Annotated in this window: 21 protein-coding genes; 5 read left to right on the top strand and 16 right to left on the bottom strand. The window is 64.0% G+C overall.

All coding sequences use genetic code 11. The features are described 5' to 3' along the window. Positions 1-49: 49 nt before the first annotated feature. Together DGA31_RS06175 and DGA31_RS06170 are read right to left on the bottom strand one after the other, a co-directional pair. Positions 50-208 carry a DUF2986 domain-containing protein gene (locus tag DGA31_RS06175; protein WP_109511941.1) on the bottom strand — a complete coding sequence of 53 codons (159 nt, stop codon included), beginning with the start codon at positions 206-208 and terminating at the stop codon, positions 50-52. A 460-nt stretch (positions 209-668) separates the two neighbouring features. Beyond that, positions 669-1,391, bottom strand: coding sequence for a pirin family protein (locus DGA31_RS06170; protein ID WP_056838412.1), 723 nt, complete (start codon positions 1,389-1,391; stop codon positions 669-671). Between the two features lie 211 nt (positions 1,392-1,602). Here DGA31_RS06170 and DGA31_RS06165 point away from each other — a divergent pair, with 211 nt between their 5' ends. Beyond that, a complete protein-coding gene (locus DGA31_RS06165) occupies positions 1,603-2,553 on the top strand; it encodes a GlxA family transcriptional regulator (protein ID WP_109511940.1) in 951 nt (316 codons plus the stop codon). A 160-nt stretch (positions 2,554-2,713) separates the two neighbouring features. Beyond that, positions 2,714-4,174 (top strand): ATP-binding protein, encoded by a 1,461-nt coding sequence (locus DGA31_RS06160; protein ID WP_109512051.1) that lies wholly within the window; start codon positions 2,714-2,716, stop codon positions 4,172-4,174. 141 nt (positions 4,175-4,315) lie between these two features. Here DGA31_RS06160 and DGA31_RS06155 read toward each other — a convergent pair whose 3' ends face one another. The 4 genes from DGA31_RS06155 to DGA31_RS06140 form a co-directional block, all read right to left on the bottom strand. Then, positions 4,316-7,102, bottom strand: a complete 2,787-nt coding sequence (locus DGA31_RS06155; protein ID WP_109511939.1) for an ATP-binding protein — start codon at positions 7,100-7,102, stop codon at positions 4,316-4,318. A gap of 39 nt (positions 7,103-7,141) precedes the next feature. Further along, a complete protein-coding gene (locus tag DGA31_RS06150) occupies positions 7,142-7,597 on the bottom strand; it encodes an AraC family transcriptional regulator (protein ID WP_109511938.1) in 456 nt (151 codons plus the stop codon). A gap of 296 nt (positions 7,598-7,893) precedes the next feature. Then, on the bottom strand, positions 7,894-9,324 hold the full coding sequence (locus DGA31_RS06145; protein ID WP_109511937.1) for a mechanosensitive ion channel family protein: 1,431 nt from the start codon (positions 9,322-9,324) through the stop codon (positions 7,894-7,896). Between the two features lie 158 nt (positions 9,325-9,482). Then, positions 9,483-10,502: an alpha/beta hydrolase gene (locus DGA31_RS06140; RefSeq protein ID WP_109511936.1), complete on the bottom strand. Its 1,020-nt coding sequence runs from the start codon at positions 10,500-10,502 to the stop codon at positions 9,483-9,485. 146 nt (positions 10,503-10,648) lie between these two features. Between DGA31_RS06140 and DGA31_RS06135 the strand changes: the two genes are divergently transcribed. Next, the gene (locus DGA31_RS06135; RefSeq protein ID WP_056838424.1) at positions 10,649-11,548 is read left to right on the top strand and encodes a LysR family transcriptional regulator; all 900 of its coding nucleotides are present in this window, start codon (positions 10,649-10,651) and stop codon (positions 11,546-11,548) included. A gap of 173 nt (positions 11,549-11,721) precedes the next feature. Here the strand turns inward: DGA31_RS06135 and DGA31_RS06130 are convergent, their stop codons facing one another. After that, complete coding sequence (locus tag DGA31_RS06130) at positions 11,722-12,969, bottom strand: OprD family porin (protein ID WP_109511935.1); 1,248 nt, start codon at positions 12,967-12,969, stop codon at positions 11,722-11,724. Here DGA31_RS06130 and DGA31_RS30065 point away from each other — a divergent pair. Both DGA31_RS30065 and DGA31_RS06125 read left to right on the top strand, forming a co-directional pair. Next, positions 12,968-13,105: a hypothetical protein gene (locus DGA31_RS30065; RefSeq protein WP_206606828.1), complete on the top strand. Its 138-nt coding sequence runs from the start codon at positions 12,968-12,970 to the stop codon at positions 13,103-13,105. The genes DGA31_RS06130 and DGA31_RS30065 overlap by 2 nt on opposite strands. 59 nt (positions 13,106-13,164) lie before the next feature. Next, the gene (locus DGA31_RS06125; RefSeq protein ID WP_109511934.1) at positions 13,165-15,438 is read left to right on the top strand and encodes a molybdopterin guanine dinucleotide-containing S/N-oxide reductase; all 2,274 of its coding nucleotides are present in this window, start codon (positions 13,165-13,167) and stop codon (positions 15,436-15,438) included. A gap of 136 nt (positions 15,439-15,574) precedes the next feature. Here the strand turns inward: DGA31_RS06125 and DGA31_RS06120 are convergent, their stop codons facing one another. The 9 genes from DGA31_RS06120 to DGA31_RS06080 form a co-directional block, all read right to left on the bottom strand. Continuing rightward, positions 15,575-16,231, bottom strand: a complete 657-nt coding sequence (locus tag DGA31_RS06120; protein ID WP_056838429.1) for a response regulator — start codon at positions 16,229-16,231, stop codon at positions 15,575-15,577. 159 nt (positions 16,232-16,390) lie between these two features. Next, positions 16,391-17,446, bottom strand: a complete 1,056-nt coding sequence (locus DGA31_RS06115; protein ID WP_109511933.1) for a protein-glutamate methylesterase/protein-glutamine glutaminase — start codon at positions 17,444-17,446, stop codon at positions 16,391-16,393. Beyond that, positions 17,443-17,967, bottom strand: a complete 525-nt coding sequence (locus DGA31_RS06110) for a chemotaxis protein CheD (protein WP_109511932.1) — start codon at positions 17,965-17,967, stop codon at positions 17,443-17,445. Before DGA31_RS06110 ends, DGA31_RS06115 begins: the two co-directional genes overlap by 4 nt. Further along, positions 17,958-18,770, bottom strand: coding sequence for a CheR family methyltransferase (locus DGA31_RS06105; protein WP_056838436.1), 813 nt, complete (start codon positions 18,768-18,770; stop codon positions 17,958-17,960). Before DGA31_RS06105 ends, DGA31_RS06110 begins: the two co-directional genes overlap by 10 nt. A gap of 1 nt (position 18,771) precedes the next feature. Beyond that, on the bottom strand, positions 18,772-19,308 hold the full coding sequence (locus DGA31_RS06100) for a chemotaxis protein CheW (RefSeq protein ID WP_109511931.1): 537 nt from the start codon (positions 19,306-19,308) through the stop codon (positions 18,772-18,774). A gap of 9 nt (positions 19,309-19,317) precedes the next feature. After that, positions 19,318-20,946, bottom strand: coding sequence for a methyl-accepting chemotaxis protein (locus DGA31_RS06095; protein ID WP_056838438.1), 1,629 nt, complete (start codon positions 20,944-20,946; stop codon positions 19,318-19,320). Positions 20,947-20,973: 27 nt separating this feature from the next. Then, on the bottom strand, positions 20,974-23,151 hold the full coding sequence (locus DGA31_RS06090; RefSeq protein WP_109511930.1) for a chemotaxis protein CheA: 2,178 nt from the start codon (positions 23,149-23,151) through the stop codon (positions 20,974-20,976). Between the two features lie 3 nt (positions 23,152-23,154). Further along, positions 23,155-23,472 (bottom strand): STAS domain-containing protein, encoded by a 318-nt coding sequence (locus tag DGA31_RS06085; protein WP_109511929.1) that lies wholly within the window; start codon positions 23,470-23,472, stop codon positions 23,155-23,157. A gap of 4 nt (positions 23,473-23,476) precedes the next feature. Next, positions 23,477-23,842 carry a response regulator gene (locus tag DGA31_RS06080; protein ID WP_056838443.1) on the bottom strand — a complete coding sequence of 122 codons (366 nt, stop codon included), beginning with the start codon at positions 23,840-23,842 and terminating at the stop codon, positions 23,477-23,479. Between the last annotated feature and the right edge of the window lie 30 nt (positions 23,843-23,872).

Below are 23,872 nucleotides of genomic sequence, written 5' to 3'. Positions count from 1 at the left end.
CTGACGCAGCCGATCACGGCTGAAGCGGATCGCCGCCCGGGCGCTCCTACTATGCGCTGTTTTCTGCGCAGGGCTGTTCGGCCTCGGCGGCCAGCTTCAGGCGGTCGGCCTTGCTGATGTACTTCGACTTGCTGGCCGGTGCCAGTTTGGCGCTGGCCTTTTTGGCGTGGGCCTGGAGCAGTTGTTTGATTTTCTTGCGACGGTTCATGTTATTTACCTAGGGTCTGTTGCCGTTTCAGCACGAGCCGCGTTGTTGGGCCCAATCTCGCCAGGCCAGGCGGAGGACGAAAAGGGTCACTCCCTTTTCAAGTCCTCCAACACCGCCTGGCGAGATTGGGCACGCAACCCGAAGGGCCGGGCCTGTTTTGCCACGATACTGCGTTACTCGCCACTCATCTGGAATGACCAGACTTCGCGGCGCCTGCCTTGCCTCGCGGCAAAACGGGCGCCGGCGCGGCCGTGATGAAACGGCAACAGACCTAGTGTCCAGGGGTCGAAGAATATCAGTTTGAGCGTGGGAAGTTTGTATCCCCTCGGGTGTTGCTTCGGCAACAGCATCAATTTCAGGCAAAACACCCGCCATGAAAAAAGCCACAGGCAACGGCACCGAAATGCCTTTGCTTGTGGCTTGCAGCTTGCAACTGACCGCCCTTGGCGGGCCGCTGCCCTCAAGGACGTTGTGGCCGTTCCTGTGGACGCAGGTCGAACACCAGCACTTCGGCGTCCACGCCCTGGCTCAGTTCAAGACGCTGCTCATCACGAACCCTTGCACCGTCGCCGGCTTGCAGGGTCTGGCCGTTGAGGACGACGCTGCCGCGGGCGACGTGTACATAGGCGTAGCGGTCAGCGGGCAGGTCCAGGGTGGCCGACTCGTTGCCATCGAACAACCCGGCATAGACCCTGGCATCCTGGCGCACCTGCAGCGAACCGTCCTGGCCGTCCGGCGAGATGATCAGCCTCAGCTGGCCGCGCTTGTCGGCAACACTGAAGTGCTGCTGCTGGTAGTTCGGGGTCGCGCCGCCGACGTTAGGCACGATCCAGATCTGCAGGAAGTGCACGCCTTCTTCATGCGAGTGGTTGAACTCGCTGTGCGCCACACCGCTGCCGGCACTCATCAGTTGCACGTCGCCGGGGCGGATCACCGAGCCGGTGCCCAGGGTGTCTTTGTGTTCCAGTGCGCCTTCAAGCACGTAGGAGAAAATCTCCATGTCGCGGTGCGGGTGCTGGCCAAAGCCCTTGCCGGCCTGCACGCGGTCGTCGTTGATCACCAGCAGGTCAGAGAAGCCCATTTCCTGCGGGTTGTAGTAGCTGGCGAAGGAAAAGGTATGGTGCGAATTGAGCCAGCCATGGTCGGCGGCGCCACGTTCGGAAGCTTTGCGAAGAGTGATCATGGGAGGTTCTCCATTCGGTTTCGACCCTGTGCATTCAGGTGTCGAGCAAGTGAGAACAAGGTTACCAAGTCAGGACTGTCGCAATAAGTAGCTCAATCATGAATGACTGTCTCTTTGCGGTTGACAGTTGTGTGCAGCGGGCGAGCGGGTTATAAAGCGCTCTACAACCTCAGACTTGGAATCCTGCCCTCACCATGCGCGAAGACCCTGCATGAAAACCGTGGCCATGTTGCTGTTTCCCGACCTGCTGCTGCTGGACATGTCCGGGCCGTTGGAGGTGTTTTCCATTGCCAATCGTTATCTGCCGCCGCAGGCGCATTACCGCATCGTCACCGTAGGCTCCCAGGCCGGGCTGTTGCGCGCCTCCAACGGCGTGGCGGTGCAGGCCGATATCACCCTGCAAGAGGCCACCGAAGCCTACGACCTGCTGTTGATTCCCGGGGGTCCCGGTGCCTATGACCAGCCCATGCCGGCCGTGCAGCACTGGCTGCAGGAGGCCGTGCCGCGCACCGAGTATTACGGTTCGATCTGCACCGGGGCCTTCATTCTGGGCGACGCCGGCCTGCTGGACGGCTACCGGGTCACCACGCACTGGCACTACACCGAGCGGCTGATCAAGCGCTGCCCCAAGGCGCTGGTACAGAACGACCAGATCTACATTCAGGACCGCAATGTGCTGACCTCCGGTGGCGTGACGGCCGGCATCGACCTGGCCCTGGCCGTGGTCGCCCGCGATCATGGCAAGAAGGTCGCACAGGACGTGGCCAAGGTGCTGCTGGTGCTCATGAGGCGCCAGGGCGGGCAGGCGCTGTTCAGTCCGTTGACGGCGGCGGTGGCCCCGCAGGAAAGTGCGGTGACCCGTGTGCAGAATCACGTACTGGCGCATCTGGACGAGCCGTTCACGGTCGAGCGCATGGCGACCCTGGCGAACATGAGCCCCCGGCATTTCTCGCGGCTGTTTGTGCGTGACGTGCAGGTCACGCCCATGGAGTTTGTGCAGAACGCTCGCATCGACTGCGCCCGCAGCCTGCTGGAGACCACCGAGCTGCCCCTCAAGACCATCGCTTATAAAAGCGGCTTCGGCAGCGTGCGGCACATGCGCTTTCTATTCACGAGCCGGTTGGGACTTACCCCCGTTCAGTACCGTGAGCAATTCAGTTGAGGGAATCTGCAGACGCAGTGTCCGTATCGCGCACTGCATTGACCGTATCGCGTCCCCCGCCGTGGTTGTCTCAAACCCTGTGCCTGCCAAGATAACCCCTCTTCTTTATTGAGCGTCATGCGCTGACCGGGCGGTCCCCGTGCAGGGCGTGGGGGTGCGCATGAAAGGTCAGGTCATTACCTTCGCAGAATCAGCCTTGGCAGAATCGGTGCTGCTGTTCGGGCCCTATGCCTTTCATGTGCGCCAGCGCCAGGTGTTGCGTCATGGCCAGCCGGTGTCGATGGGGGGGCGGGCGCTGGATATTCTCCAGGTGCTGGTCGAGCAGGCCGGCGCAGTGGTCGGCAAGCAGCAGATCATCGAACAGGTGTGGCCCGATTCAGTGGTCGAGGCGATCAACCTGCGCGTGCACATCGCGGCCTTGCGCCGTGCCCTGCGCGACGGGCAAGACGGTGAACGTTACATCGCCACGGTCACGCATCGCGGCTACAGCTTCATTGCCCCGGTGGTCCAGGTGCCGGGTGAGCGTACAGCCACCGGTGAGGTGGGTTATGCCCGGCACAACCTGCCGGCGTGTGTAACGCCTCTGATCGGCCGTGACGAGGCGGTGGCCGGTCTGGTGCGGCAGTTTGCGACCCGGCGTTTCGTGACCCTGACAGGGCCGGCCGGAGTCGGCAAGACCCGGTTGGCCAGCCGCGTGGCCGAAGCGTTGATGCCGGCGTATCGCGACGGTGTCTGGCTGGTCGACTGCAGCAGCGGCGATCCCGCGCAGGTCTTGCAGGCGCTGTTGACGCTGCTGCAACGGGAGGCGTACGGCCAGCCGTCCTTCGAGGTGGTGTGCCAGGCACTGGCCGAGCGCCAGTGCCTGCTGTTGATCGACAGTGCCGAATGCCTGCCGCAAACCTGTCGTCAATGGATCGAACAGCTGCTGAATGCCGCGCCGCATCTGGCGGTGCTGGTCACCAGTCGCCAGCCGCTGTATGCCTGGGGCGAATGGCTGCAACACGTGCCGGGCCTGGCGCTGCAAGGCGCCGATTGTGCGGCCGTGAAATTATGGGTCAGCCGCGCCCAGGCCAGCCAGCCAGGCTATGGGCTGCGCGACCAGGACCTGCCCGTTGTAATCGACATCTGCCGGCAACTCGACGGCCTGCCGCTGGCAATCGAACTGCTGGCTGCACACGTGGGCGTGTTTGCCGTCGCCGGGTTGCAGCGGCAACTGGCCAATAGCCAATGGTTGCTGAATCTGACCCGGCGCACCGCCGTGGCGCGCCACCAGTCGCTGGCGGCCGCACTGGACTGGAGCCATGCACAGCTGAGCAAGCAGGAATGTGAGCTGTTGCAGCGTCTGGCACTCTTCGCGACGGATTTTTCGCTGGAGGCGGCAGCCAGTGTGGCCTGTGATCGCCGCTACAGCCTCGACCGGTTGCGCAACGATGTGCGTCGCCTGGAAGATCGGTCGTTGTTGGTGTCGGTGCCGGATGAAGGCCAGGTGCGTTACCGGCTGTACAACACGGTACGCCTGCATGCGCAGACCCAATTGAAAGCCAGCGGCGAGTACCAGGCGGTGCTGGCGCGTTACGAGCGCTACAGCGACTACCGGCATGACTTGATGCAGGTGTCGTAATCCTCACCTGTCCGTAGGCGCGACCAACGGTCGCGAAAGGGCATCGCATTTTCAGCGCCTGACAGTCTGCATTCGCAACCCCTTGGGTGGCTCACCCGTAGGCGCTGCTTCAGCCGCGAAGCGTACGACATTCGTTCCCGGCTAAAGCGCACCGCCACCCGGCAGGTTCTGGACCAATAACCGCTGCGCCTCCAGCACATCCGGCGTCTGGCTGTCGGCTTCAAACCCGTCCAGCACCGGCTCCAGCAAGGTCCTGGCCTGTTCCGGCCGTAGCCTGGCCAGGCTCAGGGCACTGCGCAACTCCCACGCCAGCGCCCCTTGCCGGCGGGCGATGGCCAGGGCCTGGTGCAGCAGCGCCTCAGCGGCGCCGAGGTCCTGATCTTCAGTGGGCGCCAGCAGGTTCTCGGCCCGGCAGCGCAGGATTTCTGCCGCGCACCAGCCGGCCTCGCCCTGTTGTGCACGTTCCAGTTGAGCCTGGTCGATCACCCCTGCGCGTACGGTCAGCAGGATGTCGCTGAGCAACCCAGTGGCAGGGCCGGCAGGGGCGTCGGGCAGGCCGAGCAAGCGGGCATAATGCCGGCCCCAGGTATGAAACAGCAGCACGGCATGTTTATGGGTCTGGGCCAGCAGTTGCGTGACCCGTTCCAAGGCTTGCCCGGTACGACCGGACCACAGGGCGATGGGGCAGCCGGCCAGCGCCAGGGTGTAGCAGATCGACAGGCCGTGATCGATCTGTACGGCAATGTCCAGCGCCTGCCGGGCCACACGTTCAGCCGCAAGCGGCTGGCCTTGCAGCCAGAGGATGCGGGCCAGGCCGGTCAGGGTGGCCACGCTCTGTTCGTACTGGATGCCAAAGCCGCGACTGAAGCGGTTGTGCTGGCCGCTGTGGGCCAGGCGCTGCAGGACTCTTTCAGCCTGTTGCCGGGCCTGGATTTGTTGCCCCTCGTAATGCAAGGCCAGCAGGCGCAAGCGATGGGCGCTGAGGTTGATCTCAGGGTCCAGGTCCAGCCCCAACTGGTCGAACCTTCGGCTTTGCAGCAGCGCCGCCGGGTAGTCGCCCCGGCACAAGTAGACGGTCATCTGCCCGGACACTGCCCGCAGCCTGCCGGCCGCGTCACCGAGTTGTTCGGCCAGGCGCAAGGCCTCGACAAAGGCGTCCATGGTTTCCAGCCCCGGACCACGGCTGTGATAACTGAAGCTGCCCAGGGCCAGGCGCAGTTGCAGTTCCAGCGGGCGATTTTGCAGTCCTGCGTGTTGCAGGCCCAGCAAAGCCTTGCGCACATACACGCCATGCTCCTTGAGCCGCGACAATTCCTGCCACAGCGGCGCGGAGTGAGCCACCAGGGCGATGGCCAGCGCTTGCGGCCCTTCACCGCTCAGCCCCCAGTCGAGTACTTCGCGTACATCCTTGAGGCTACGGGTATAGCGCTCCAGCCATTGCCCGGTCGGCAAGTGCTCCCAGTCTTGCCGGGCCTGTTGCATCAAGGCCAGGCAATGTTCGGCATGGCGCTCCAGGGTGGCGGGCAGCTCACCGCACTGGCGCAGTTTTTCCAGAGCGTAGTGCCGGGTGGTGTCGAGTAAACGATAAAGCACCTGTTCATCGCCAGCCTCGACATTGAGCAGCGACTTGGCCACCAACTGGCTGATGACGGTGTACAGCGCCTCGACCGGCAGCGCGGCGTCGCCGGCCACCGCCAGCGCCGACTCCAGGGTAAAACGGTCCTTGAACACCGCCAGCCGGCTCAGGCAACGTTGCTCGGCGGGGGCGAGCAAATGAAAGCTCCAGTCCAGGGTCGCCAGCAAGGTCTGGTGCCGGCCGGTGCTGTCCGGGTGGCCGCTGATCAACTGCCCCGGGTTGTGCTGCAACTGGGCCTGCAAGTCTGACAGGCTCAGGCTGGTCACTTGGGCGGCCGCCAGTTCGATGGCCAGCGGAATGCCGTCCAGGCGCCGGCAGATGTCGCCGGCCATGGCCAGGGTGACGCGGTTGGCCTCGAACTGCTCCTGGGAGCTCATGGCGCGCTCGATGAACAACTGCAGCGCTGGAAAGTCGCTGGCATGCAGGTCGCTGGCCTGATCGAGCGGCGGGCAGGCGAGGGCGTCCAGGCGCTGGATGAACTCGCCCTCGGCGCGCAGGTGTTCGCGGCTGGTGGTCAGGATGCAGACGTGCGGGGCGCTGCGCAGCACCCGCTCGCACAGCAGTGCGGTGGCATCGATCAGGTGCTCGCAGTTATCGATCACCAGCAGCAGATGCTTGTCGCGCAGCCAGGCGCATAACTGGCCCAGCGGGTCGCCGTCATCGGGGGCCAGGTCGAACAAGGCCGCCAGGTGCGCGGCCAGCAGCAGCGGGTCACTCAGCGGCGCCAGCTCCAGCAGGCGGATGCCATCGCGGTAATGACCGATCAATTGCTCGGCCACGCGCAGCGCCACCGAGGTCTTGCCGATCCCGCCGGGGCCGGTGAGGGTAATCAGGCGCTGGCTTTGCAGGCTGTGCACCAGTGCATCGACCAGCGGCTGGCGGCCGATCATTCGTGCGCGGCGCAAGGGCAGGTTGTGGTCGGCGTTCAGCGGCGTGGCGGGTTTGTCATGAGGAACATTGTGCTGCGCACGGGTGACCGGCGCCACCAGGCTGTAGCCGCGATGAGCCACGGTGACGATATAGCGCTGGCCGCTCTGGCCATCGCCGAGCGCCTTGCGCAGGCCGGCCATGTGCACCCGCAGGTTGCTGTCTTCAACCACACTGGTGGGCCAGACCCGGTTCATCAGGTGCTGACGGCTGATCACTTCGCCAGGCCGTTCCAGCAGCACCAGCAGAATGTCCAGCGCGCGACTGCCCAGGCGCAGTGGCTGGTCAGCGTCCAGCACCAGGCGCTGTTGCGGGTAGATACGGTAAGGGCCGAATTGCAGGGCCTGTTCGGGCATGGGCGTCACTGCCGGGTTCCTGTCCTGGAAAGGGGCAACGGGAAGGGTTCAGAGCCCACGCTGCACGTGGGCCGCCTGGTGCTTTTTGAGCGCATGGCCGCGCCAGGTCAAGGGGGTAATGCCTTCGCTGCGCGAGAAAATATGCGAAAAGTGCGACTGATCGCAAAACCCGCATTCCTGGCTGATCTGGGTCAGGGTCATGCCACTGTGGGCGATCAGGCATTTGGCGCGCAGGATGCGCTGTTCGCGTATCCATTCCTGGGGCGACAGGCCGGTGCTGCATTTGAAGGCCCGGGAAAAATAACTGCGCGACAAGGCGCAGGCGCGGGCCAGTTCGGTGACTTCGATGTTCTCGCCGAGGTTGTCCAGAATCAATTGCTTGGCCAGCTTTTCACGCCAGGGCGTCAGGCCGCCGCTGGCGGCGTGTGCGGTGTGTTCGCGACGATGCGCGTACTCACAGGTCTGGCAGGGCGAATGAAGTTGAACACGGGAATTTTGAATCATGGTTAATGTCCTTAATTCTCGGGGCGGCTATCGGGCCTTGAACAGGACTCGCACTTTCAACAGATTGATGTTTGCGCTGAGAAGCCCATTCTTGACGCCGCGAGCAGGACTGACGAGTTAATCGTTGTTAATTTTGTTAAGGCCTTTCACATCCCGCTTTCATCAAACCCAACGCATGACCGGCATGAACATTCACCCTCGTAGGAGCGACCAGCGGTCGCGAATGCCGCAATGAGTCATGCGGGCCTTTTCGCAACCGTTGGTTGCTCAGGCGGCAGGTGTCTTGTGTTATCCGGTCAGGTGCGCCGTTGCAGCCAGCTCAGGAAGCCGTTCTTGCGCGCCGGGGCCGGGCGCGCCAGCAGCACGCCCTGGCTGTTGCTCTGGCGCACGGCCTGGAGCTTGTTGAAGGCGCGGGTGACCTGCTTGCATTTTTCGAGCGAAGCGCGGGCGATCTCTTTGTCGATACGGTAGATGATGCTGGAGGTCAGCGCGGTGAAGCAGGCCTCGGAAGGCGTGTCGGCGAGGATGCCCTGTTCACCCATGATTTCGGTGGGGCCCATGCGCCCGGCCTCGACACGCTGCTCGCCGTCCTGCACGGCCGCACTCACCACGCCGGTGCCGATCACGAACAGCGACCCGGACACCTCATTGAGGTCCAGCACCACCTGGCCGGCCACGAACTGTTCGGCGGTCATCGACTCGGCCAGGCGATCGCGTTCCTCCTCGCTCAGCGAGCGGAACACCTTGACCTCATCGAGCAGGGCTCGGGCCCTGGAAACCGGTACCGCGTTGCCTTCGGCCTGGCGAATGATGCCGGCCGCTTCCAGATGGCGGTGCGCCAGGTCGAACAACTGGTTGCGCACTTCACCCTTGCGTGACAGTTCGGCGATGAAACCGCTGGCCACGTATTCAGCCATGGTTTCGCCCGATTCCTTGAGCACCACCTTGGGCGCCGGGTTCAGCAGCAGGCTGTCGCTGCCCTGCAAGGCACGGTTCAAGGCGTCCAGCACCCGCCGTGGGCGCACATGTTTGGGCACCTGGATGCTGATCGACACCCCGTGCATATGGGTCGGGCGGCTGAGGTTGACGATCTTGGCCTTGGCCGCCACCGAGTTGGGCACCACGGCAGTGGCGCCGGCGCTGGTCTGCAAGTGCGTGGCGCGCCAGTCGACATCGATCACCTTGCCTTCGACGCCATCGATGCTCACCCAGTCGTCGACCTGATACGGCTTGGTGGTGTTGAGTACGATGCCGCTGAACACATCGCTCAGCGTGCTCTGCAAGGCCAGGCCGACAATGATGGCGACCGCTCCGGAAGTGGCCAGCAGGCCCTTGACCGGCAACTCCAGCACATAGCCGGCCGCCGCGACCACACAGGCCAGAAAGATCAGTGCCCCGAACACATCCTGCAGCAGACGTCCGCTCTGGCCGATGCGGCGCATCAGCATCAGCCCGATCAGCACGGTCATGACCCTGGCTGCAAACAGCCACCAGCCAATCGCCAGGGCCGTGGCGCCCAGTTGCATCACGCTGTCGTCACCCCAGGCCGGGGCCAGCAACGGGCTGATGCCCGAGTTGATCAGCAGGCTGCTGTAGGCCATGAACAGCGCCAGGCGCAACGCCACCCGGACCACGCGCAGGTGCTGCGCGAGCAGGTACCAGAGCACCACGTCGGCCAGCAGGATCAGGGCACTCCACAGCAGCGGATGATTGAGCAACAGGGACATGACGGTGGCTCCATGAAACATCGGTTTACGGCAAGGCCTGCATACGGCAGGTGGTCCATTTCCGGCTCAAGCGGATCGCCGCCCGGCCGCTCCTGCGGATGTTCTATCACCCGCAAAGGCCAGGCGGTGGGTTCACCGTCTGGCCAGGGGTGTTGCGATCAGTTGAGGTGGGCCTTGAGTTCGTCGGCGGCCTGGCGCATGGCGGTGCGCACTTGCGGCACATGGCTGAGCGGGTTGAGCAGGCCGTAGTCGTGGATCATGCCGTTGTAGCGCACGCTGGTGACCGGCACGCCGGCGGCGTCGAGCTTGCGGGCATAGGCTTCGCCTTCATCGCGCAGCACATCGAATTCGGCGGTCTGCACCAGCGCCGGCGGCAGGCCGCGCAGTTGCTCGGGCGTGGCTTGCAGCGGCGAGGCATGCACCTGGGCGCGCTCGGCCGGGTTGGTGGTGTAGTTGTCCCAGAACCACTTCATCATGTTGCGGGTCAGGAAATGGCCTTCGGCAAACTGCCCGTAGGAAGCATCATCGAAGTTGGCATCGGTCACCGGCCACAGCAGCAGCTGGAAGCGCAGCGCCGGGGCTTTCTGTTCCTTGGCCATCAGCGCCACGACCGCCGCCATGTTGCCGCCGACGCTGTTGCCGGCCACCGCCAGGCGCTTGCCGTCGACGCCGATCTGTTTGCCATGCTCGGCCACCCAGCGGGTCGCGGCATAGGCCTGGTTGATCGCGGTCGGGTACTGGGCTTCAGGCGAGGGGGTGTAATCGACGTACACCGCCACCGCGCCCGAGCCGACCACCAGGTCGCGGATCAGTCGCTGGTGAGTGGGGAAGTCGCCCAGCACCCAGCCGCCGCCGTGGAAGAACATGAACACTGGCAGGTCACCCTTGACCTTGGCCGGACGCACGATCTGCAACGTGATGGCCTGGCCGTCGGCCTGGATGGTGCGCTGGCTGACTTCGATACCCGACAGGTCGACCTTGACCGACGCCTGGGCGCCGGTCAGCACCGCACGGGCATCCTTGGGGCTCATCTGCTCCAGCGGCTTGCCACCGCCGGCGGCCAGGGCCTCGAGAAACGCCTGGGTGTCCTGCTCGACGCCCGGGCTGCCGGCGGCGAAGGCGGCATTGACAGACAGGGCCAGGAGGCTGGCAGCGAGGGTCTTCTGGATCAGGTTCATGGTTGTTTCCTTGCGTATTCAATGAGGTAGGAAGTCGGTAGGGCTGCTGGCCTATGGCCTCAGCTGCACCGTGGACACAGATTAATTTGCTGCCGAAATGAGAAAAAGCGGTTATAAAGCGTTTAGCTGTCAACCTGGACGAGACAATGAACCCTTTTGAAGACATGCGTATCTTTTGCCAGGTCATGGAGTCGGGCAGTTTCACGGCCGCTTCCGAGAAGCTGGGGCTGTCCAAGCAGTTCGTCAGCCGGCGCCTGATGCAGCTCGAAGAACGCCTGGGCGTGCGCCTGCTCAACCGCTCGACCCGGCGCCTGGACGTCACGCCGCTGGGGCAGAGCTACTACGAATCGTCGCTGCGCCTGCTCAGCGAGGTGGAGCAGGTCGAACAGGGCATTGCCGGGCAGAACAGCGAGCCGCGCGGCACCATCCGTGTCAGTGCGCCGCTGTCGTTTGCCATTGCCCACCTGGGCTGCCTGGTGCCGCTGTTCCTGCAACGTCATCGCGAAGTGTCGATGGAAATCGACCTCAGCGACCGGCCGGTGGACCTGATCAGCGAAGGCTACGACCTGGTGCTGCGCATCGGCATCCTGGAAGACTCCTCGCTGGTGGCGCGGCGCATCGCGACCATCGAGCGGGTGTATTGCGCCAGTCCCGTGTACCTGGCCGAGCGCGGCCATCCCGACGTTCCCGAAGACCTGCTCGACCACGATTGCCTGCCCTATGGCCACAGCCGCCAGGTGCAATGGCGCTTCGAAGGCCCCGGCAAGCCCACTGTGCTCAACGTCACCGGGCGCATGCGCGTCAACAACGGCGATCTGTTGCGTGATGCGGCGATTGCCGGGCTGGGCGTCACTTACCTGCCGACCTTCATCGTCGGCGCCGCCCTGCGCGCCGGCAGCCTGGTGCCGGTGCTGGACGCCCTGCGCCCGGCGCCTTTGACGCTCTCGGCGGTGTACCCGCAACATCGCCAGACCTCCCGACCGGTACAGGCCTTCATCGAGTTCCTGCGCGAAAAACTCGAAGGCAGCATCGAAGCCGGCTTGTAGGAGCGCGCTTGCCCGCGACCGAGTGCGTAGCGCTCGCAAAATCTGCGAAACGCCACATATTTTACGGCTGCGAACACATTCAAGATCTGCGAAACGCTGCAATTTTACGACTGCTACGCAGCCGGTCGCGGGCAAGCGCGCTCCTACGGGGGGGCGTGGGCAAGTCCAGCGCTTCAATGGCCTGCCATGTCCCACGGGTACTGCACGACAACGTAGATTCGGTCCAGGTCGTTGTTGCCTTGGGCGGCATTGCCGCGGTGGGTGACATACGACAGTTCCACCGACAAATCCCTGGCCGGCCCTGAAGGCGCGGTCCAGGCCAGGGTCAGGTCGCGTTCCCAGTGCTTGCCGTCGCCAAGGGCGGTCTCGATGCCGCTGCCGCGCACGTAGCGGCCCATGACGCTCAGGCCCGGCCACAGCGTGGTCAGGTCACGGTCGTAGCGCAGTTGCCAGGAGTGCTCGCCGGCCCCGTTGAAGTCGCTGTACTTGATCGAGTTGGCCAGGTAGATCGAGTCGCCGCCGACAAAATCGAACGGCGTCTGCCCATGGACCTTCTGGTAGCCCAGGCCCAGCGTCTGCCACTGATGGCGCAGCTTGAGCATCAGGCTCGATGCCGTGGTGGCAATCGCGCCGGCGCTGGCCGTACCGGTGTCCAGGGTGCGGTACAGGTTGGCGTCCCACGATAAACGCGTGGTGCTGCCCAACGGGTGCGCGCCGTGCAGGTTGGCGTAGTACTGCCGCCAGGTGTCGCTCAATTCACCCATGTACAGCGCGCCGCCCAAGGGGCCTTCCGTGCGGCTTTCGATCCCGGCCAGGCTGACGCTGTGGCCGGCAGTGCTGACCTGATAGCCGTCGAAGTCGCCATGGCCGCTGGACTGGTTCTGGTTCTTGAAGGCCGTGAAATGCCCGGCCACCAGGCGCACGCCCGGCACCTCAAGGCTGTCGAGCAAACCGCCGCTGGCGTATTCCGGTTGCAGGCGTTTGTCGGCGGTGTCGAACACCGGGGTTTCGACTTCCATTTCGCCGACTTTCAGTTGGGTCTGGCCCAGGCGCAGTTTCAACGCCGCTCCGGCCGAGGAGTAATCAGGTTCTGCCCGGCCGTCGCTGTCCAGCGGCAACAGGCCGGTGCCGGCTGTGCCACGCCCGCTGTCCAGGCGCAGGCCGAGAAAGCCATGGGCCTCTACGCCCAGCCCGAAGGTGCCTGGCGTATAGCCGGAATCGATACGGCCTATGAAGCCCTGGGCCCATTCCTGCTTGTAGCTCTGTGCACGCACCCGGTCGTTGCGGTCGTCGTTGTGCAGAAAGTAATTGCGCAGCAGCACCGAGGCCTGGGCATCGGGCCACAGGCTGTTGTCGGCGGCGACGGCCGTGTGGGCCAGGGCGCTCAAGGCCAACCCGTTGAGCAGAAGAACAGCACGCATGCCTGATCAGCCTTTGAATCGAAAACCCGACTATGAAGCCGGGCGGCGGTTATGGCTTGTAGGCATGTGTCCAGCTGATTTTAATTACCAGAATGCATATAAAGATAAGCCAAAAATGACTTTTGCTGATTTTTGACCGCGTGCTAGGGTCATGGGCATTGTGCACAGCGCCATCACCCCGGGAGACCTGAATTCATGAGCTTTACGTCGCTGCATTGGGGCGCCTATCAACCACAGGTGGTCGACGGCCAGTTGCAGGCCATGGTGCCGGTGGCGTGGGACAAGGACCCGTCGCCGATCGGCGATTCGGTGGTCGGCGCCATTACCTCACCCACGCGCATCCGGCGCCCGGCCGTGCGCCGCAGTTTCCTGACCGGTGAAGGCCGCCCCGAGCGGCGCGGTCAGGAGCCGTTCGTCGAGGTGAGCTGGGCGGTGGCGCTGGACCTGGTGGCCGGCGAGCTGCAGCGCGTGCGCCATGAGCATGGCAACCAGGCGATTTTCGGCGGCAGTTACGGCTGGGGCAGTGCCGGGCGTTTTCACCATGCCCAGAGCCAGTTGCACCGCTTCCTCAATACCCTGGGCGGCTATGTGTTCAGCACCGACAGCTACAGCCTGGGCGCCGGGCGGGTGCTGATGCCCCACATCGTCGGCAACATGGACTGGCTGCTGGCCCGGCACACCTCGTGGAGCAACCTGGCCGAGCATTGCGAGCTGTTCGTGGCCTTTGGCGGGCTGCCGCACAAGAATGCCCAGACCAGCCCCGGTGGTGCCAGCGATCACTTGCTCAACGAGGCGCTGGAGAACCTGTCGAACGCGGGCGTGCAGTTCGTCAATGTCAGCCCGTTGCGTGATGACCTGGCGGGACCGGTGCACAATGAATGGCTGCCGGTGCGCCCCGGCAGCGACACCGCCTTGATGCTGGCGCTGGCCTGGGTGCTGGTCACGGAAAACCGGCATGACCAGGCTTTTATCGCCCGCTGCACAGTGGGCTTCGAGCGCTTTGCCCAGTACCTGCTGGGTGAGCTCGATGGCCAGCCCAAGACGCCCGGGTGGGCGGCGGCGCTGACTGATATTCCGGCGGCGCAGATCACCGAACTGGCCCGGCGCATGGCCAGTAAACGCACGATGATCAACATTGCCTACTCGCTGCAGCGCTCAGTGCATGGCGAGCAACCGTTCTGGATGACCGTGACCCTGGCCGCGTTGCTCGGCCAGATCGGCCTGCCCGGCGGTGGCTTCGGCCTGGGCTATGGCTGCATGAATAACACTGGCAGCGGGCGCAAGGCGTTTTCCGGGCCGCGTTTTTCCCAGGGCAGCAACAAGGTCAAGGATTTCATTCCGGTGGCACGGGTCACCGACATGCTGCTCAACCCCGGTGCGCCGTTCGACTACAACGGCCAGCAGCGCCACTACCCGGACATCCGCCTGGTGTATTGGGCCGGTGGCAATATCTTTCACCATCACCAGGACCTCAACCGCCTGCTTGAGGCCTGGCAAAAGCCGCAGACCATCGTGGTCCACGAGCAGTACTGGACCGCCCAGGCCAAATACGCCGACATCGTGCTGCCGGCCACCACGTCGCTGGAGCGCAACGACATCGGCAGCGCCGCCTCCGACCGCTTCATGATCGCCATGCACAAGGCCATTGAGCCGGTGGGCGAGTCGCGCGACGACTACAGCATTTTTGCCGACCTGGCGCAGCGCCTGGGGGTGGCCGAGGCCTTCACCGAAGGCCGCGATGCCGAGGACTGGCTGCGCACGATCTACGAAGAGTCGCGCGGGCGTGCCGGCGAGTTCGACATCGAACTGCCTGACTACGACCGGTTCTGGCGTGACGGCGTGTTCGAAGTCCAGCGCCCGGTCGAGGACAGGGTGCTGCTCAAGGATTTTCGCGAGGACCCCGAGGCGCATCCGCTGACGACACCGTCAGGACGCATCGAGCTGTTTTCCGAGCGCATCGCAGGCTTTGGCTATGCCGATTGTCCGGGTCATCCGGTGTGGCTGGCCAAGCCTGTCCCGACGCACGCCCTGCATTTGCTCTCCAACCAGCCACGCACCCGGCTGCACAGCCAGTACGACCATGGCGCCTACAGTCGCGCCTCGAAAATCCAGGGCCGCGAGCCACTGACCCTTAATCCGCTGGACGCCCAGGCGCGGGGGATTCGTGACGGGGACGTGATCAAGGTGTTCAACGCGCGCGGGGCATTCCTGGCCGGGGCGATCCTGTCCGACGGCATCCGCCCGGGCGTGGTGCAGATCGCCACCGGCGCCTGGTTCGACCCGCTGGTACACGGCGCGCCGGGCAGCCTGGAAAAGCACGGCAACCCCAATGTCATCACCCATGACATTGGCGCCTCCAGCCTGTCGCAAGGCTGCTCGGCGCAGACCGCCTCGGTGGAGGTGGTCAAGTGGCAGGGCGAGCTGCCGCCGGTGACGGCGTTCGAACCGCCGGTGTTTGACACACTCTGAGCTTATCGCTGCTGAAGCCGCGCCTACGGATTCCGACCTGTCCCGCGCGCGATGAGTGTTTGTAGGACCGGCTTCAGCCGGGAAGCAGGCTTCGCTGTTGAAGCGGATCGCCGCCCGCAAGCATAGGGGGTGAGCTTCAGTCATTCACCTCGATGATGCCCTCGCGCACGGCGAACAGCACCAGGCTGGCGATGTCGTGGATGCCCAGGCGGTGCATCACCTGCGAGCGGTGGGCTTCGATGGTCTTGACCGACAGGCCAAGGCCCACGGCAATCGAGCGGGTCGATTCGCCACGGGCGATCAGGCGCAGGATTTCCAGCTGGCGCTCGGTCAGGGTGAAATTGCCGGGCCTGGTCGGTTGCGTCAGGCTTTTGCGCACGGCCTGGCTGACCACCAGCGGCACCACGGCCGAAGACAGGTACTGGCCGCCCCGGCGCAGGGCCTGCAAGGCCAGTTCCAGTTCCAGTACGCTGGCGCTCTTGAGCAGGTAGCCATGGGCGCCCAGTTGCAGGCATTTCATGACGAAGTCCGAGTCGGTGTGCATCGACAGCATCAGTACCTTGCTGTGCGGGGCGTGCAGCGACAGCTCCTCCAGGGTGTGGACGCTGGCGGTACGCTCCACCGACATGTCCAGCAGGACGATTTCCGGTGCCTGCACCACCGCCAGCTCCACGGTGCTCAAGGTATCACCGGACTCGCCGACGATTTCGTATTCGTGTTTCGTTTCCAGAAGTGCCCGGATGCCGGCCCGAAACAGCGGGTAGTCATCGGCGAGCAAAATTCGGCAAGGCATAAGTCAGGCCTGTGTCGCATGGGAATGAGGATGCCGTCCTTCAATATAGGCGGCGTTGTTTTTATCCCGTAGGCGGGTGAGGCTCCGGCATGCTGGTGAACACCCACAGGAAGACGTCCCTATCCCGGTGGTGATGCCCCGGTGTACCGGCAAGATCCTTCAGCCGTGTCGAGCGTGGTCACCAAACTGCTGGATCAGCAGCGGAACCCTGGATAACGGTTCGATCGTTTGCGCGGCGCCCATGCGGATAGCTTCCTTCGGCATACCAAATACCACACAACTGGCCTCGTCCTGGGCCACGGTCTGTGCGCCACTGTCGCGCATGGCCAGCAGGCCGCGTGCGCCATCGTCGCCCATGCCGGTCATGATGATCCCCAGGGTGTTGGCCCCGGCCTGCCGGGCCACCGAACGAAACAGCACGTCTACCGAGGGTTTGTGACGATTGACCGGTGGGCCGTCGAGCACTTCGACCTGATAATGCGCACCATTGCGCTTGAGTTGCATGTGCAGCCCGCCCGGCGCAATCAATGCCAGCCCCGTGTGCACACGGTCCAGATGCCTGGCCTCGCGTACTTCGATCTGGCACAGACTGTCCAGGCGCCGGGCAAAATCTGCCGTGAACTTCTCCGGCATGTGTTGAACGATCACAATGCCCGCGCAGTCACGCGGCAATTGCCGCAACACGAACTCCAGCGCCTGGGTGCCGCCCGTCGAACACCCCAGCGCCACGACCCGGTCGGTGGTCTGCAACAGTCCGGTGGCCGCCGCAGGTTTTTGCTGCACCGCCTGCAAGCCCGCCGGCGGGCGAAAGGCGCCCGGCCGGGTGCGTGCGGCGTCTTCGATGGTACGAATCAGCTCACCGGACATTTGCTCCAGGCTCTGGCGCAGACCCAGCCGCGCCTTGGTGAAAATCCCCACGGCACCGGCGGCCAGGGCCTGCACGGAAACGTTTGCGCCCTGTTCGGTGAGCGTGGAGCATATCAGCGTTGGCGTCGGCCGTTCGCTCATGATCTGGCGCAAGAATGTCAGGCCGTCCATGCGCGGCATCTCGATGTCGAGAATGATCACGTCCGGCCAGTCGCGGCGCATCTTGTCGATGGCGTACAGCGGGTCGGCGGCATGGCCGATGACACGGATGCCGGGGTGATTGTCCAGGCATCCGGTCAGCACCTGACGCACCAGCGCCGAATCATCGACGATAAAGACCTTGATCATGAGCTCAGCCTCCTGCTGACAGGCAACCGCATGGCCTTGCGCTGGCAATCGATACGGCCGCTCGCGCCGTCGATGCTCAGGCGACGATAGTGCTCGCCGGCCAGGTCGCAGTGGTCCACCGGCCAGTTGCGTTGCTCGAACTGGTGGCAGGCGAATTCGCTGTTGGCGTGGCCGACCCTCAGGGCCGCCTGTTCGGCACGGCCCTTGAGTCCGGAGAGAATGCCGCCGCCAAACAGGCTTTTGCGGTATTGAGCGGGGTTGGTGCCACAGCGCTGCATATCGGCCAGCAGGCGCTGGAACACCGCGTCGCCGTAGCGGGTGTCGAACGGCTCGCCGGGGGCCTGGTCGCTGCGCAGCAGCGGGTCCCTGGGCAGCACGTAATGCGACACGGCGAGCAATTGCCGACCCGGGTGCCAGAGGATGATCGACACACAACTGCCCAGCAAGGTGGTGACCGGGCCGTTGTAATGCCCGAAAAAATAATCGCCGGGGCGCAGGAACAGGGCAGGGCTTACAGGCATTCGTACACCGAAGGCTGTACCAGCCGCACGGGCAGGTTGAAGCCATGAATGCTTTCGGCATGTCCGATGAACAGCAGCCCGCCCGGGCGCAACTGGTGGACGAGGCGCTGCACGATGCGTTTCTTTTCGTCGTTGTCGAAGTAGATCAGCACGTTGCGCAGGAAAATCACATCGAACAGGCCCAGGTCTTCGCTCAGTGGCTGGACCAGATTGACCTCGCGCAGGACCAGGCGTTCGCGCAGGCTCGCCTGGATGCGCAGGCGACCGCTCATGTCGCCGACCCCGCTCAGGCAATAGCGCTGCAGCCAGCCTTCGGGAAAGTACTTGGCCTGGCTGATGTCGTAGATCGCCTCCTGGGCCTTGTGCAGCATGCTCAGGCTCAGGTCGCTGGCGGTGATCGACCAGTCGCGGGTGGTGGCGTGCTCGCTCATCACCATGGCCATGCTGTAGGGCTCTTCGCCTGACGAGCAGGCGGCACTCCACAACCGCAAGGGGCCGCGCTGGCGCAGCAGCCAGCTGGCCAGAAAGTCGAAATGCGGGTGTTCGCGGAAAAAATAGGTTTCGTTGGTGGTCAGCAGGTCGACCACCAGGCGGCGCTCCTGCCGGTACAGCGGCTGTTCGATCAGGCGCAGGTATTCGTTGAAACTGCCCAGTCGGTAATGGCGCAGGCGCTTCATCAACCGGCCGGCCACCAGCGGGCGCTTGTTGGCGGCCATCTGGATGCCGGAGGCGTCGGCCATGAGTTTCTGCAGGTGCCGGAACTCGGCATCGCCCAGCGCCGGCATCTTCAATGCATCAGGCATCTCAGCTTCCCTTGACCACAGCAAGGCTGAGCTGGCGAATATCGTCAAGAGACAGCACTTGCGGAATGTTCAGAATGATCGTGAAGGTCTGTTCGTTGCGGGCCATGCCGGCAATGAAGTCAGTGCGGATGCCGGCGCCGAACGGCGGAGGTGGCACCACCTGTTGCGGGTCGATGTCCAGCACCGCATCCACGGCATCGACCACCAGGCCGATGCACTGCGCATGATCTTCCAGGTGCAGCTCGATGATCACGATGCAGGTGCGTTTGTTCGCCACCGTCAGCTCGAAACCAAAGCGCGCCGCCAGATCAAGCACCGGCACCACATTGCCGCGCAGGTTGAGCACGCCGTGGATGAACGCCGGCATCATCGGCACCGGCGTGACATCGTGGTACTCGATGATTTCACGCACCAGGTCGATGGGCAGCGCATAGGCTGCCTCACGCACGCGAAACGACAGGTGCTGGACGCTTTCGACCTGCGCGGCATCAAGGTGCGCAGCATTCAGGCCGTGCAGGGTTTTCTGGGCAAGGTTCATGGCCTTTCCTCAACTGAAACTGACGAATTGGCCTTCATCGACCTGACGCTTGCCACGCGACCAGGACGCCGGCGTACCGGGATGGCTGTCGTTGATGCGCGGCAATGGCCGGCTGGCGGCGTTTTCGTCGAAGCGGAAGAAACCGATCAGTTCCTGCAACTGGCCGGCCTGGGCGTTCATTTCTTCGGCCGTGGCGGCCAGCTCTTCGGAGGCAGAGGCGTTCTGCTGGGTGATCTGGTTCATCTGGCCCATGGCGATATTGATCTGTCCGGCCGCGCCGCTCTGTTCCTGCGAGGCGGCAGTGATTTCCTGCACCAGGTCCGAGGTTCTCTGGATATTGGGCACGATCTCGTTGAGCAGGCGCCCGGCCTGTTCGGCCAGTTGCACGCTGCTGGAGGCCACCTGGCCGATTTCCTGGGCCGCGATCTGACTGCGTTCGGCCAGTTTGCGTACTTCGGCGGCCACCACCGCAAAGCCCTTGCCATGATCACCGGCACGCGCCGCTTCGATGGCGGCGTTCAGGGCCAGCAGGTTGGTCTGGTAGGCAATGTCATCGATGATGCTGATCTTGTCGGCGATCTGCTTCATGGCCAGCACCGTGTCACTGACGGCACCCCCACCTTGCACGGCATCGTTGGCGGCCTTGCCGGCAATGCCATCGGTGATCTTGGCACTTTCGGTGTTCTGCGAAATGGACGCTGACATCTGCTCGACCGAGGCGCTGGTCTGCTCGACGCTGGCGGCCTGTTCGTTGGCCGCCTGGCTCAGCGACTGCGAGGTCGAGCTGACCTGCTCGGACGCCGAAGACAAGGCGTCGGCGGCGCTGCGCACATCACCCAGGATGCTGCGCAGGCGCACGGCCATGTTCTGCATCGCGCCCAGCAACTGGCCGGTCTCGTCCTTGCTGGTGACTTCCAGGTCCTTGCTCAGGTCGCCGGCAGCCATGCGGTTGGCGGCCTCCACGGCCCCATTGAGTGGCTTGGTGATGCTGCGGGTGACGATCACCCCGATCAGCAGGCCCAGCAGAGTGGCGGCGATGATCAGGCCGATCATCTGCACCCGCGAATTGGCCGCGATGAGGCCAATGTCTTCATTGGCCTGGCCGGCGCGCATTTTCTTGTGATCGACGATCTCACCCAGGACGCGATCCACGACATCGCCACTGATCATGGCCCGACTCAGCAGGTCGGTGATTTCACCGCTTTCCTGCAACTGGCTCGACTGGCGAATCTGCGTAGTCGCCTGCTTGACCACGGCTTCGTAGTCATTCAGCGGGGCGGTGATTTCGTCGAATTTGTCCTGGCCTTCCTTGGTCAGAAAGCTTTCGCGGCCCTTGGTGATCGACGCGCGGGTGTTCTCGATGGATTTGAGCGTGCTGGCCAACAGGCGTTCGCGCTCGCTTGCCGTGGTGCTCAGGATGGCGCCGCGCAGCGCGCGACCGATCATCACCAACTCGATATTGGCCTCTTGCAGCTGGTTCATGCCTTCGACGTCAACGTCGTACATGCGGTCGGACAACTGGTTGACCTGATCGAGGTTACGAATGCCGATGACACCGATCACGCCGGTCAGCACCACGACCACCAGAAACCCCAGGGTCAGCCTTAATCCTATTTTCATATTGCGAATGAACTGCATGGTCGATCTCCTGAAAGGCTGCACAAGTTAGTAAGCGTTGGCCATGCCGGGTGTTGCCGTGGCCGGTCCCTGGGGGTCTGTTGCCGGCGGGGTCTGGGGTTGCATCTGGGTTTGCAGGTGGCGCAGCAGGCTGGGAATGTCCAGGATCAGGGCCACTTGCCCGGAGCCCAGGATGGTCGAGCCACTGATGCCGCGCAGGTGCTGGAACATCGTGCCCAGCGGCTTGATCACGGTTTGCAGCTCGCCATGCAACTGGTCGACCACCAGGCCCGCCTGCTGGCGGCCCTGGCTGACCACCACGATGTTGCGCCGCCGTGACGGTTGCGTCTTCAGGCCGAAGTGGCTGTCCAGGGCAATGCACGGCAATGGGTGGCCACGCAGGTTGAGGTAGCCATAGCCTTTGTCCAGGCCCTGTTCGGGGGCTTCCATGCATTCGGTGACCATGTCCAGCGGGATCACGAAGCTCTCGTCGCCGACACTGACCTGAAAACCATCGATGATCGCCAGGGTCAGCGGCAGGCGAATGCGGAAGATGCAGCCGACGCCGGCGACCGAGTCGATTTCGATCAGGCCGCGCAACTGATCGATGGCGCTGCGCACCACGTCCATGCCCACGCCCCGGCCCGACAGGTTCGACACCTGTTCGGCGGTGGAGAAACCCGGTTCGAAGATCAGCGCATGGATATCGCGCTCGGCCAGTTGTGCCTCAGGCTCGACCATGCCCTTGGCAATGGCCTTGTCGAGGATGCGCCGGGTATTGAGCCCGCGGCCGTCGTCGCTGATTTCGAGCACGATCATGCCCGAGTCGTGATAGGCGTTGAGGCTCAGGTTGCCCTCGACCGGCTTGCCGGCCGCCAGGCGCTCGGCGGCGGGCTCGATGCCGTGGTCGATGGCGTTGCGCACCAGGTGCGTGAGCGGGTCGGCAATCCGGTCGATCACCGACTTGTCCAGCTCGGTCTCGCCGCCGCGGATGGTCAGCTGGATCTTCTTGTCCAGCTCCTGGCTGACATCGCGCACCACGCGATGAAAGCGATTGAAGGTTTCGCCCACTTCGACCATGCGCAGCTTGAGCGCGTTGTCACGGATCTGCTCGACATGCTGCAGCACCGCCTGGGTGCTTTCGATGCAGCGACTGTTGCCGGACAAGCGCGCCTGGATCTGCGCCCCGGCCGTGCTGATGACCAGTTCACCCACCAGATTGATCAACTCGTCCAGTTTGCTGGCCGAGACCTTGATCAGCGCCGTTTCGCTGGACCGGCGTTCGCGGTTGGCCGTCGCGCTGGCCGACGCTGTAGACGCATTGCGCGCCTGCGCCGCGGGGGCGGTCTGCACCGCACTGGCCGCAGCGCTCTGGACCAGCGCGGTGCCGGTGCCGTTTGCGCTGACGGGCGTCAGTGCCTGCGGCGATTCGACCAAGGTGTCTGCCTGGGACACGGACGAGGAACCATTGTCTTGCGCATCGGCAGGTCGCGCTTCGACCTGCAACGTGCAGAAGTCCTGGATGAATTCGAAAACATCTTCGATTTCCTGGCGGCTGGCCGTGCTGCACAGGCTGATGTCCAGCGCCAGATGGCACTTGTGCGGGTCGAGGGCGTGCAGCACCGGCAGGTTCGGGGTGCGTGTCACGAGGCGGGTGATACGCCCGAGCTTGTTCAGGTAGCGCACGAAGGCGGCCGGGTCGAAGCCGTTTTCGAACAGGTCGGGGGCAAACCCGACCGTGATCTGCCAGTCATGCGCCAGGGCGGTGTCAGTGTGCTCAGGGGCATGCACAGGCGCGTCTACCGCCGCTGCGGACGATGACAGTGCGCCCTGCGCTTGTGCCAGGGCGGCAAGCAGTGGCGCCTGGCGTTCATCATCGGCCAGCAGTTCGCCGGTGTCCGGGTTGACGCTTTCGAGCATGGTGCGCAACTCATCCATGCAGGTCAGGATCAGTGAGGTCAGCGGTGAAGTCAGCGCCAGCTGGCCGTCGCGTACCGACATCAGCAGGCTTTCGAGATGGTGGGTCAGGCCCACCAGCGGGCCCAGCGAGAAGATCCCGGCCGAGCCCTTGAGGGTGTGCACCGCACGGAACAACTGGTTGACCGCCTCGTCATCGTCGGGGCAGGTTTCCAGGCGCAGCAGGCTGTCTTCGGCGTCCTTGAGCAGGTCGCGGCCCTCATCCAGAAAACCCTGCAGCAACTGGTTCCATTGTTCGGCGCTGAGCATGGTTCAATCCTCGGCCAGGGCCACGGGGTAAAGAGCGTCCAGGGCCAGTACACCGGCCAGTTCCAGCACGCTGGGCGAGGCGGCCAGGACGGTGGCCGGCCGCTCGGCGCTCGACAGCGCCTGATGCAGGGCCAGCAGCAATTGCACCCCGGCGCTGTCGAGTTCAAGGACGCCGGACAGGTCCAGTTGCCAGGCCGGTGCCTCAAGCGGCAACAGGCCCATGAGTTGCTCATGAGCCTGTTGCACTTCATAGATGGTCAGGTCGCCCTTGACCTGCATCAGTGCAGGACTGTCGGCGGTTGGCGCAATGATCGAAAACACCGCTTCACCCCATCAGTTTTTCAACCGCAGCGAGCAACTGCTGGGGCTGGAAGGGCTTGACGATCCAGGCCTTGGCGCCGGCGGCCTGGCCTTCGGCCTTCTTGGATTGCTCGCTCTCGGTGGTCAGCATGATGATCGGCGTGAAGCGGTACTCAGGCCGCGCCTTGACCGCCTTGACCAGGCCGATGCCGTCCAGGTTGGGCATGTTCACGTCGCTGATGATCAGGTTGATTTTCTGCCCGGTGAGCTTGTTGAGGGCGTCACGGCCGTCGCTGGCCTCGATCACTTGATGGCCGGCGCCGGTCAGGCTCATTTTCACCAGCTGGCGCATCGAAGCGGAGTCATCGACGATCATTACGGTCTTGGCCATGTGTCAGGTCTCGTGCAAAAGAAGGGCAAT

Source organism: Pseudomonas ovata, from assembly GCF_003131185.1.
Lineage (GTDB): Bacteria > Pseudomonadota > Gammaproteobacteria > Pseudomonadales > Pseudomonadaceae > Aquipseudomonas > Aquipseudomonas ovata.
Note: the sequence above shows the minus strand (reverse complement) of the source record. Positions and strands in the feature narration are given on the sequence as shown.

Bases quoted from the DNA above. Each gene is read 5' to 3' on its own strand.
- DGA31_RS06175 (WP_109511941.1), bottom strand. From the start codon at position 208: ATGAACCGTCGCAAGAAAATCAAACAACTGCTCCAGGCCCACGCCAAA.
- DGA31_RS06130 (WP_109511935.1), bottom strand. From the start codon at position 12,969: ATGCGTGCTGTTCTTCTGCTCAACGGGTTGGCCTTGAGCGCCCTGGCC.
- DGA31_RS06140 (WP_109511936.1), bottom strand. From the start codon at position 10,502: ATGAACCTGATCCAGAAGACCCTCGCTGCCAGCCTCCTGGCCCTGTCT.
- DGA31_RS06095 (WP_056838438.1), bottom strand. From the start codon at position 20,946: ATGCAGTTCATTCGCAATATGAAAATAGGATTAAGGCTGACCCTGGGG.
- DGA31_RS06090 (WP_109511930.1), bottom strand. From the start codon at position 23,151: ATGCTCAGCGCCGAACAATGGAACCAGTTGCTGCAGGGTTTTCTGGAT.
- DGA31_RS06115 (WP_109511933.1), bottom strand. From the start codon at position 17,446: ATGATCAAGGTCTTTATCGTCGATGATTCGGCGCTGGTGCGTCAGGTG.
- DGA31_RS30065 (WP_206606828.1), top strand. From the start codon at position 12,968: ATGCCTGATCAGCCTTTGAATCGAAAACCCGACTATGAAGCCGGGCGG.
- DGA31_RS06165 (WP_109511940.1), top strand. From the start codon at position 1,603: ATGAAAACCGTGGCCATGTTGCTGTTTCCCGACCTGCTGCTGCTGGAC.
- DGA31_RS06125 (WP_109511934.1), top strand. From the start codon at position 13,165: ATGAGCTTTACGTCGCTGCATTGGGGCGCCTATCAACCACAGGTGGTC.
- DGA31_RS06105 (WP_056838436.1), bottom strand. From the start codon at position 18,770: ATGCCTGATGCATTGAAGATGCCGGCGCTGGGCGATGCCGAGTTCCGG.
- DGA31_RS06145 (WP_109511937.1), bottom strand. From the start codon at position 9,324: ATGTCCCTGTTGCTCAATCATCCGCTGCTGTGGAGTGCCCTGATCCTG.
- DGA31_RS06080 (WP_056838443.1), bottom strand. From the start codon at position 23,842: ATGGCCAAGACCGTAATGATCGTCGATGACTCCGCTTCGATGCGCCAG.
- DGA31_RS06170 (WP_056838412.1), bottom strand. From the start codon at position 1,391: ATGATCACTCTTCGCAAAGCTTCCGAACGTGGCGCCGCCGACCATGGC.
- DGA31_RS06100 (WP_109511931.1), bottom strand. From the start codon at position 19,308: ATGAACCTTGCCCAGAAAACCCTGCACGGCCTGAATGCTGCGCACCTT.
- DGA31_RS06110 (WP_109511932.1), bottom strand. From the start codon at position 17,967: ATGCCTGTAAGCCCTGCCCTGTTCCTGCGCCCCGGCGATTATTTTTTC.
- DGA31_RS06135 (WP_056838424.1), top strand. From the start codon at position 10,649: ATGAACCCTTTTGAAGACATGCGTATCTTTTGCCAGGTCATGGAGTCG.
- DGA31_RS06160 (WP_109512051.1), top strand. From the start codon at position 2,714: ATGAAAGGTCAGGTCATTACCTTCGCAGAATCAGCCTTGGCAGAATCG.
- DGA31_RS06120 (WP_056838429.1), bottom strand. From the start codon at position 16,231: ATGCCTTGCCGAATTTTGCTCGCCGATGACTACCCGCTGTTTCGGGCC.
- DGA31_RS06150 (WP_109511938.1), bottom strand. From the start codon at position 7,597: ATGATTCAAAATTCCCGTGTTCAACTTCATTCGCCCTGCCAGACCTGT.